This is a genomic window from Streptomyces sp. PH10-H1 (assembly GCF_030063355.1).
In the GTDB taxonomy this organism is placed as follows: Bacteria; Actinomycetota; Actinomycetes; order Streptomycetales; family Streptomycetaceae; genus Actinacidiphila.
The window spans coordinates 1-8,281 of sequence record NZ_JASISZ010000144.1; the positions used below are offsets into that span (position 1 = coordinate 1).

The 8,281-nt window shown below is 67.8% G+C and carries 11 protein-coding genes and 1 pseudogene; 8 read left to right on the plus strand and 4 right to left on the minus strand.

The genetic code is table 11. The annotated features are described in order from the left end of the window. Positions 1-275: 275 nt before the first annotated feature. Both QMK24_RS39990 and QMK24_RS39995 read right to left on the minus strand, forming a co-directional pair. Positions 276-965: an alpha/beta fold hydrolase gene (locus QMK24_RS39990; RefSeq protein ID WP_283471817.1), complete on the minus strand. Its 690-nt coding sequence runs from the start codon at positions 963-965 to the stop codon at positions 276-278. A 132-nt stretch (positions 966-1,097) separates the two neighbouring features. Beyond that, positions 1,098-1,580 carry an SRPBCC family protein gene (locus QMK24_RS39995; RefSeq protein WP_283471818.1) on the minus strand — a complete coding sequence of 161 codons (483 nt, stop codon included), beginning with the start codon at positions 1,578-1,580 and terminating at the stop codon, positions 1,098-1,100. Positions 1,581-1,642: 62 nt separating this feature from the next. Between QMK24_RS39995 and QMK24_RS40000 the strand changes: the two genes are divergently transcribed. The 3 genes from QMK24_RS40000 (at position 1,643) to QMK24_RS40010 (ending at position 3,996) form a co-directional block, all read left to right on the plus strand. Continuing rightward, a complete protein-coding gene (locus QMK24_RS40000; protein ID WP_283471819.1) occupies positions 1,643-2,251 on the plus strand; it encodes a TetR/AcrR family transcriptional regulator in 609 nt (202 codons plus the stop codon). A gap of 318 nt (positions 2,252-2,569) precedes the next feature. Beyond that, a complete protein-coding gene (locus tag QMK24_RS40005) occupies positions 2,570-3,043 on the plus strand; it encodes a chaplin (RefSeq protein WP_283471826.1) in 474 nt (157 codons plus the stop codon). 392 nt (positions 3,044-3,435) lie between these two features. Continuing rightward, complete coding sequence (locus QMK24_RS40010; protein WP_283471820.1) at positions 3,436-3,996, plus strand: hypothetical protein; 561 nt, start codon at positions 3,436-3,438, stop codon at positions 3,994-3,996. Positions 3,997-4,123: 127 nt separating this feature from the next. Here QMK24_RS40010 and QMK24_RS40015 read toward each other — a convergent pair whose 3' ends face one another. After that, on the minus strand, positions 4,124-4,309 hold the full coding sequence (locus tag QMK24_RS40015) for a hypothetical protein (RefSeq protein ID WP_283471821.1): 186 nt from the start codon (positions 4,307-4,309) through the stop codon (positions 4,124-4,126). 38 nt (positions 4,310-4,347) lie between these two features. Here QMK24_RS40015 and QMK24_RS40020 point away from each other — a divergent pair, with 38 nt between their 5' ends. Then, positions 4,348-4,764, plus strand: a complete 417-nt coding sequence (locus tag QMK24_RS40020; protein ID WP_502962715.1) for a winged helix-turn-helix transcriptional regulator — start codon at positions 4,348-4,350, stop codon at positions 4,762-4,764. Positions 4,765-5,493: 729 nt separating this feature from the next. Beyond that, positions 5,494-5,826, plus strand: coding sequence for a histone-like nucleoid-structuring protein Lsr2 (locus QMK24_RS40025; RefSeq protein WP_283471822.1), 333 nt, complete (start codon positions 5,494-5,496; stop codon positions 5,824-5,826). 122 nt (positions 5,827-5,948) lie between these two features. Here QMK24_RS40025 and QMK24_RS40030 read toward each other — a convergent pair whose 3' ends face one another. Beyond that, positions 5,949-6,353, minus strand: a complete 405-nt coding sequence (locus tag QMK24_RS40030) for a DUF1003 domain-containing protein (protein WP_283471823.1) — start codon at positions 6,351-6,353, stop codon at positions 5,949-5,951. 271 nt (positions 6,354-6,624) lie between these two features. Here QMK24_RS40030 and QMK24_RS40035 point away from each other — a divergent pair, with 271 nt between their 5' ends. From QMK24_RS40035 to QMK24_RS41630, 3 genes and pseudogenes are all read left to right on the plus strand, one after another. Continuing rightward, positions 6,625-7,611 (plus strand): aldo/keto reductase, encoded by a 987-nt coding sequence (locus QMK24_RS40035; protein WP_283471824.1) that lies wholly within the window; start codon positions 6,625-6,627, stop codon positions 7,609-7,611. 133 nt (positions 7,612-7,744) lie between these two features. Then, on the plus strand, positions 7,745-8,224 hold the full coding sequence (locus QMK24_RS40040) for a GNAT family N-acetyltransferase (RefSeq protein ID WP_283471825.1): 480 nt from the start codon (positions 7,745-7,747) through the stop codon (positions 8,222-8,224). After that, a pseudogene (locus QMK24_RS41630) lies at positions 8,196-8,281 on the plus strand (IS5 family transposase); the annotation flags it as partial. The gene QMK24_RS40040 and the pseudogene QMK24_RS41630, both read left to right, overlap by 29 nt.

The window sequence follows — 8,281 nt, forward strand, 5'->3', positions numbered from 1 at the left end:
TCAGACGCGCGCCCAGGTCAGCCACTACCGACGTCGCGGAGACCCCCTGCCGCCCGGGCTGCACGCCTGGAAACACCACCAGCCGATCCCACCCATCACCCACCCTCAAGATCTCCGGCTGTAGTACCGGGCTCACGCATTGCACCTGGATTGAGCACGCTGCCCGCGCGGCGGGAGGGCGCCGGTGGCGGGCTTCAGACCGTGGTCGACGCGCGGTCGGCCGCCGAGGGCGTCGTTTCAGCCGTCGCCCGAACGTGCCGGACATTGACGTAGTGTCAGATCCAGCCGTCCAGTGAGGCCATGAAGCCGGCGTAGTCATCACGGTGAATGCAGTGGCCGGCGCCCTTGACGGTACGGATCTCGAAGCCGTTGTCGCGCAACTCCTGGGCGCTGCATTCGTCGATGGTGAAACTCGGGTCGGCGAGTTGCACCATCGACGGGACGACCGCGCTGGCAGGCAAGTAGTCTTCCTGCGTCTCCGTGAGGGCGAAGAAGCCGGTGTCGAAGAGCGCGAAGCCGGCCAGTTCGGCCGCGACGTCGGCGTCGGACCAGCGCGGGTTCATCTTCCGCACACTCTCGGCGGTGGCGGTCCGCACCATGTTGATCATGAATTGGGTGATGTTCGCCGGCAGGTGGCCGAACCGGAAGCCGGGGTCCGAGTAGACGGCACGGGCGGGGCGGAGCCGCTCGACGGCGAAACTCAGGCTCAGACCCCCCAGGGAGTGGCCGATGGCGACGTCGACGCCGGCCGGGATGCTCTCGACCAGGTCATCGGCAAGACTTTCGGGCCGGTAGTCGCCGCGGGGGCTGAGGCCGTGACCGCGCAGGTCGGGGGCGATGACCCGGTAGCCGCGGGCGATGAGTTCGTCCTCGACCGCGTGCCAGGTGCGGTGGTCCGACATGCCGCCGTGGATGAGCAGCGCGGTCTTGTCGCCGTCGCCGCGCTCGTGGACGTTGAGCTTCACAGGTGATTCCTCCTCCGGCCCCCACATGCGTGCGGTGCCCATCGCACCGTACTAGTTACACGTGTCATCCGGGAAGGCCCGCACCACGGTTGCCGCGACCGACGGGACTGCCACGACTGCCGCACGCCGCCGTCAGCGAACGAGACCGCGCAGCAGCCGTGCGTACACGCCCCAGCGCGCCGGGCGCGCCACCGCGCCCGTGCATGCCAGTTCGGCACGGTCGAGACTGTCCTCCAGGCACGCATCATGGAGCGACCGGAAGGCGAGTGGCCAAGTGAGACGGGCCGGGCCGCGGACGTTCATGGCCAGCGTGTGACGCAGCAGCGCGCGCTCCTCATCGACGGCCAGGACGGCGTATTCGTGGAAGCCGTGGAAGCCGCGCGGCCCGCCGAACGCGAAGCGCACCCACGTGGAGGGGACGTACGCGGCAACGGTGTAGCGGACCGGGCCGTGGCCACCGACCGCCCCGACCGCCAGGGGGCGGTCGAACTCCATGGGATGCCAGGCCCCGCGCGGCCAGAGCGCGTCGCCGCCGCTCGAGAGGGTGTCGATCAGTGCTCCGACCTCGCTCTCCTTCGCGGCCAGCAGGCGCTCGTGCACGTTGTAGACGCTCATGCATTCTCCAGGAATCAAAATAGAGGGATCCCTCTAATAATGTGGAGGGTACTCTCTAGAACATGGCCAGGCCAACCCTCTTCGATACGAACCAGCTCCTCGACGCCGCCGTGCGGCAGGCCGCGGAGTCGGGACCGGCCGGGGTGACCATGTCCGCGGTAGCCAAAGCGGTGGGAGCCCCGAGCGGTTCGATGTACCACCGCTTCACGGGGCGGACCGCGCTGCTCGCCGAAGTGTGGCTGCGGACCGTCGAGCGCTTCCAAGACGGCTACTTCAAGACCATCGAGGCGAACACCGACCCGCGGCGGGCGGGGCGCGCGGCGGCACGCCATGTCGTCGCCTGGAGCCGCGCCCATCCAGAAGAGGCCGCTCTCCTGCTCTACGGCGCCGACGACTTCGGGTGCGCCGACTGGTCCGAGGAACACACCCACCGCGCGGACCGCGGCAACCAGCGCGTGCGCGCCACCCTCGCATCCCTCGCATCGGCTCTGGGCGCCGAGGGCCCCCAGGGCACAGAACGCGTCGCTCTCGCCCTGGTCGACCTGCCCCTCTCACTGGTCCGCCGTCACCTGCGGGCCGGTACGCCCCTCCCCGCCCATGCCGAGGACCTCGCTGAGGAGTGCACCGCCGCACTGCTCGACCCACTCCCCGCCGGGCCGGCCTCTTCCTGAACGGTCCCGTCCGCCGACTGCGCGCCAACGGACGAACGGGTGAACTGGCGAACTGGTGATCTACCGCACGGCCTCCACCGGTCCAGGTGCTGACGGCTGAGTGCCGGCTGCTTACGGGCTGGCTGCTGACGGGCCGACTTGTTACGGGCTGACCTGTCACCCGCGTGTGTGCCTCATGCGTCCATGCGGGTGCCTTCACCGCGCGGCACCCGCCCGAGGCGCGAACCGTGACGAAGGGTAAGTGACCGGATCGGCAGTCGATCGGATGACCGGCTGCCGGTCGAAGACGACGTCACCAAAGGAGTAGTTGTGAAGCTGATGCGCAACAGCATGACGGTGGTAGCACTGGTCGGCGGGATCGTCCTGGCGGGAGCTGGTGTCGCCTCCGCGGACGCCGAAGCCCACGGCTCAGCGTCCGGTTCGCCGGGCGTGCTGTCGGGCAACGTCATCCAGGTCCCCATCGACGCGCCCATCAACCTCTGCGGTAACTCGATCAATGTGATCGGTCTGCTCAACCCCGCCTCGGGCAACCACTGCAGCAACGGTGGTGACAGCAAGGAGAGTTGGAACGACGGCCGGGGCGACCAGGGCGGCCGGAAGCACGAAGAGTCCGGCAAGCACGAAGACTCCGGCAAGCACGAAGAGTCCGGCAAGCACGAAGACTCCGGCAAGCACGAAGACTCCGGTAAGCACGAAGGATCCGGCAAGTGGGTCAAGCACAACGAATCCGGCAAGTGGGTCAAGCACGACGGCATGAGCGGCCACGACAAGAAGCACGACCACTGCAAGTAACACCCGCGACCCGCTTCTGAGTCCGCCGCGTTCCGTCGGTGCCAGGCAACGCCCCATGGGAGGAACGCGGCGCACCAAGCGAAGGCCCTCCGACGCGAGGAAATCAGCGTCGGAGGGCCTTCACGCGCCACAGCCTGCCGGGAGGGCGCCATCGGAAACGCTGGGACCCGGCTCGGTGCCGATGCGGTAGGAGCGGGCTCCGCCGTTGACGTTGCCCTCGGTGATCACGAGCCCAAGGGCGCGGCCGCGTCCATAGCAGCCCAGGTGACGTGTGGATCGGGGAGCACCCGGAGTTCGAGGCACGGTGAACCCGATCATAGGTCTGTGACTTGTGGAGGCCGCGTGCTGGGGTGGTGCAAAGGGACGGTAAAGCCGGGCGTACGCTGCGGGTCATGGAGCACAGCAGCGCCCTTGAACGGCGCATTCGCGTCTGGTTGGCCATCTTCATCGTGGGCCTGGTGCTGAGCGGGCTGACCGCCTTCCCCCTGGTGCACGAACTGCGCTGGGTCGAGAGCCTGCTGAAGTCCGACGCCTCCCCGGTGCCCGGACACTTCCCCGCGCTGATGGAGTGGATCTCGCGGGCGCGGGAGGGCCTGGAGGCGACGGACGAGAAGTATCCGTTCATTCTCTACGGCACCGACTGGCTGGCCTTCGCGCACCTGGTGATCGCAGTCGCGTTCTACGGGCCGTTCCGCGACCCGGTACGCAACATCTGGATGATCGAGTTCGGCATGATCGCGTGCGTCGGCGTCATCCCGCTCGCGCTGATCTGCGGGCCGATCCGGGGGATCCCGCTCTACTGGCAGTTCATCGACATGTCGTTCGGCGTCATCGGGATCATCCCGCTGTATCTGCTGCGACGGATGATCAAGCGGCTGGAAGCACTGTCGTCGGCCGGGTCAGAGCCGGCCGAGTCGACGCCACCCGAGTCGCCGCCGCTCGCGGCGGCCTGAGACAGGCCAGGGCGCGCGTACAGGACGGAGCCGCCCCGTCACCGCGCGCCGGGAAAGGGCGCGGCCCAAGGCTCCCCGTCCATGATGGCGAGCTCACGGTCGATGGCGAGCTCACGGTCGGCATCGGTCAGCCGGCCGTGGGCCAGCAGCCCGGCACCCAGTACCCGCATGCGCGAGGCCAGTCGGGGTGCCGTTCCAGAACTTTGAAGAGCATCAGCGGTTCCTGAGTGGCCTCCGGCGGCATCCAGGCGTGGAGGGAGCGGGCGGTCTCGGCCTCGTAGGGCGGCGTGACGCCGTCGATGCGTTGCGGCATGCCAGGAACTATGATGCTTCGGAAACAGAAGTGCAAGGATGGAAAGGAGCGTCGCCTTGGCAACGACACCACGGCCGGGCCGCCCGGTACGCGGTTCGTCAACCGGACGTCCCGTGATGGCCGCCCTGGATCTGCTCGGGCGGCGATGGACGCTGCGCGTGGTCTGGGAGCTGCATGAGAGCGGCGGTCCGATCGGCTTCCGGGAACTTCAGCGGCGCTGCGACGGCATGTCGTCCAGCGTGCTGACCGGCCGGCTCACGGAGCTGCGGGAGGCCGGCATCGCCGCATCCGACGTTCCGTCCGGCGCGGCAGCCTGGCGGCTCACGCCACTGGGCGGCGAGCTCGTGGCCGCCATGCAGCCGCTGCTGACCTGGTCCCACGCCTGGGCTGCGCAACTCCCCGACGAAGACCCGGCGCCGGGCGGCCAGGGCCAGGGCGCCAACACATCACCATGAGCCGGCACGGCACCCGAATCCCCGGGCCGCCACCCCACACCCACTCCCCCACCAACCGGGCAGTAGGCGACAGACCTGGAGGGAATTGCGGCGTATCCAACCGACCCGGCGCCGCTGGACCGCGAATTGGGCCCGTTCCACGAATTGACAACATCGCCTTTGGAGCGGGAAGAAGCGCCCGTTCCGACTGTCCCGACGGGGCTGCGGAAGAGCCTTGCCGGAGGCTGGGGCGGCCTTGACAGAGGCAGCCTTGGCGGAAGCCGGGCAGCCTGAGCCCTGCTGGCCACCGCGACGCCGATGACACCGGCCGCCACACCGAGCGCCCTCGTCAGGAAGACCCGCCTGCCCGAGCGATCGATTCCGTCCCGCTGAATCGAATCCTTCGAACTCTGCAGAAAAACCATGACCCATTCTCTCCGCATTTCGGAAGATCCTCGGCGTCAATTCACGGAAGCTTCACGCCTGCCGGACACGATCAAAGTGCCGCTTGAAAATGAGCCCGGTCACGTCGGTCCGCACGTGGGTCTGGCCGACGGGCTGGACATCGAGCCGGACGGGCAACCGGTCCTCCGCGCGAGTCCCTCACGTCGCCTCCCGCAGTTCCCGGCTCGACGCGGGCAGCCCGGCAGTCCTATTGGCGGGGCTCCCCCCGTGTTACCTGTCCGTACACGCGTGCGCACGATATGTTGTTTCTATGCGCCTCTTCGGCGAACTGCTAATCTGCGCCACATGGCCCAGAAAATAGTCACTATCTACACCGATGACCTCACCGGGGAAGAGTCCTCCGAGGCGACGACACACACCCTCGCCATTGATGGCATTGTCTATGAGTTGGACTTGAGTCCGGAGAGCTTCGACAAGCTTCTCGACGCTACGCGTCCGTTCACCGAGAAGGGCCGTCGAGCCGGCCGGGGCAAGAGTTCCGTGATTCCGCGCAAGGCCTCGCGCCCCGGCGACGAGACGGCACGAATCCGCGCATGGGCCAAGGAGAACGGCTATGACGTGAACGACCGTGGACGCGTCCCCGCGACGGTCCGCGAAGCTTACGAGAACGCGCACTGACCACCCGCACCGCCCGCTTGTGAGACCCCGCCGTCCACCGTCCCGGACAGCGGGGTCTCCCGCGTTCAGCGTCCGAGTATCGCGTACGCGCATCGTGGAAGACCACCGTCATGGCGCCGGGGCTACTGCTCGTTGCCGTCGCTGATCAGACGGCTGTGGAGCTCCGTGGTCATGGCGTGAATGGCCCGCGTCAACTCGGTATTGGTCTTGAGCTCCAATTCCTGTTCGACGAAGTCGTGATCGGCCTTGATCTGCTGGAAGGCCGCCTGCCGGTTCTGGCCGATCATGACGAACGTCGACAGGAAGATCGCCTCGAGCGACACCACGAGGGTCAGCGTCGGCCACGGGTTCGACTCGACGAACAGCATCCAGAGCGTGAAGCCGACCGCGTGGATGTAGACGAACCGCATCGAACCGGCGAACTTGGTGATGGCGTCGGCGATGCGCAGCTGGACGTCGGTGGCACGGGTGTTGCGGTGGGCGATCACCGCGGGGTGGTGTCTGGCCTCGCCGTCGGGCTGGCTCATCTCGGCGTACCTCTCGCGTTGCGGTCAACCACGGTTCGGCCGGACGGCAGGTCTGGCCTCCGGGCAGTTCCCGCAGCGTAGAGCACGTGCCCCGGAAGCGGCGCAAGAAGCCGTGCCACGTGCCACCCACGCCGCCGCGCCAACTCGCCGGTCGACGGCAGGCCCTACCGTCCTCACCTGCGGGACGGAGGTTGACATAGAGCGCACTTCAAGACCCAGACTCCTGCTCACTGCCTCGGCCTGACGGGCCGAGCCGGACGGGAGGAACCTTATGAAGTACCGCGTGATCGGCCAGGACCCGAAGACTCGCCGGAACGTGAGTGTGCTGAGCCTGGGAGCCATGCTGTTCGGCACGGCCACCGACGAGCCGACGTCGTTCGCGATTCTCGACCGGTACGTCGAGGCCGGCGGCACCTTCATCGACACGTCCAACAACTACGCGTTCTGGGTCACCGGTAGCCGGGGCGGAGAGAGCGAGGTGCTGCTCGGGCGCTGGCGGCGCAGCCGCGGTGTCGGGGACGAGATCACCATCGCCACCAAGCTCGGCGCGCGGCCGCTCGCTCCCGGCACCGGCTACGTCGACAACGCGGAAGGGCTGTCGATCAAGGCGATACGGGAGGCGGCGGAGCGCAGCAGGGAGCAACTCGGGATGGACACGCTGGATCTGCTGTACGCGCACATCGAGGACTCCGCAGTGCCGTTGCAGGAGACCGTCGAGGGCTTCGCCGAACTGGTCGCCGACGGCACCGTGGGTCTGCTCGGGGTGAGCAATCACTGGATGTGGAAGGTCGAACGCGCCCGGAACATCGCCCGGGTGGCCGGCCTGCCGGGCTATGAGGTCCTGCAGTACCAGCACAGCTACCTGCGCAAGCGCGCCGATCTACCGGGCCAGCTCTCCCCGGACGGCGACCAGGGCGTCGTCGGCGGGGACATGCTCAGCTATGTGCGGGACGCGCCCGAACTCGCGCTGGTCGCCTACTCGCCACTGCTGGCCGGCGCCTACGTCCGTGCGGACAAGCCGCTGGGCCCCGAGTTCGACCACGCGGGCACACCGGTGCGCCAGGCGGTACTGCGGGAAATAGCCGGGGAAACCGGGGCGACGGTGAATCAGGTCGTGCTGGCCTGGCTGATCGGCGCTGAAATCCCGGTGATCCCGCTGGTCGGTGCCTCGTCAGTGGCGCAGCTGGACGAGAGCCTGGCCGCAGTGGACCTGGAGCTGACGACGGAGCAGCGGACGAGGCTGGACGCGGCGCGCTGACACTGCGCCGGACATCACCTCGTCACCTCGTCACCTCGTCACCTCGTCACCTCGTCACCTCGTCACCTGCCACAACTGGAACACGGAGGCTAGGGTGACCGGGATGTGCGACGAACCCGTGATGCTGTGTCCCGTGCTCGAGCATGACTTGGTGGTGCTCGAGCAGTTCCTGACAGATCCGGAAGCGATCGGGCCGTTCCAATGGCAGGGCTGGTCGGATCCCGGCCGTTGGCGGCGCCGTTGGGCGGAGGACGGTCTGCTGGGCGAGGACGGCGGCCAGCTGATGGTGGTGACCGGCGCCGACCGGCTCGGATTCGTGGCCTGGCGGAAGGTCATGACCTCGCGGATCTCGTACTGCTGGAACATCGGAATTCAGCTGCTGCCGGAGGGCCGGGGCCGCGGTGCTGGTACGCAGGCCCAGCGGTTGCTGGTGCGGTACCTGTTCGCGCACACACAGGTGTTCAGGATCGAGGCGAGCACTGAGAGTGCGGTTCGCACTGTAATGCCGGGTTTGGTGTCGCTCGATGGGGTGGCGTTGGGGCATCTCTGCCGGTCAGGCGTTCGGGGTTCGCTTGGGTGGCGGGATGAGTGGTCGCAATCCGTACCCGAGTGATCTCACCGACGAGCAGTGGAAGTTGGTCGAGCCCGTGATCAGCGCCTGGAAGGCCGA

What these genes read in the sequence shown, in the direction of transcription:
- QMK24_RS39995 (WP_283471818.1), bottom strand. Translation starts at nt 1,580, where the DNA reads ATGAGCGTCTACAACGTGCACGAGCGCCTGCTGGCCGCGAAGGAGAGC.
- QMK24_RS40000 (WP_283471819.1), top strand. Translation starts at nt 1,643, where the DNA reads ATGGCCAGGCCAACCCTCTTCGATACGAACCAGCTCCTCGACGCCGCC.
- QMK24_RS40005 (WP_283471826.1), top strand. Translation starts at nt 2,570, where the DNA reads ATGCGCAACAGCATGACGGTGGTAGCACTGGTCGGCGGGATCGTCCTG.
- QMK24_RS40010 (WP_283471820.1), top strand. Translation starts at nt 3,436, where the DNA reads ATGGAGCACAGCAGCGCCCTTGAACGGCGCATTCGCGTCTGGTTGGCC.
- QMK24_RS40015 (WP_283471821.1), bottom strand. Translation starts at nt 4,309, where the DNA reads ATGCCGCAACGCATCGACGGCGTCACGCCGCCCTACGAGGCCGAGACC.
- QMK24_RS40020 (WP_502962715.1), top strand. Translation starts at nt 4,348, where the DNA reads ATGGAAAGGAGCGTCGCCTTGGCAACGACACCACGGCCGGGCCGCCCG.
- QMK24_RS40025 (WP_283471822.1), top strand. Translation starts at nt 5,494, where the DNA reads ATGGCCCAGAAAATAGTCACTATCTACACCGATGACCTCACCGGGGAA.
- QMK24_RS40030 (WP_283471823.1), bottom strand. Translation starts at nt 6,353, where the DNA reads ATGAGCCAGCCCGACGGCGAGGCCAGACACCACCCCGCGGTGATCGCC.
- QMK24_RS40035 (WP_283471824.1), top strand. Translation starts at nt 6,625, where the DNA reads ATGAAGTACCGCGTGATCGGCCAGGACCCGAAGACTCGCCGGAACGTG.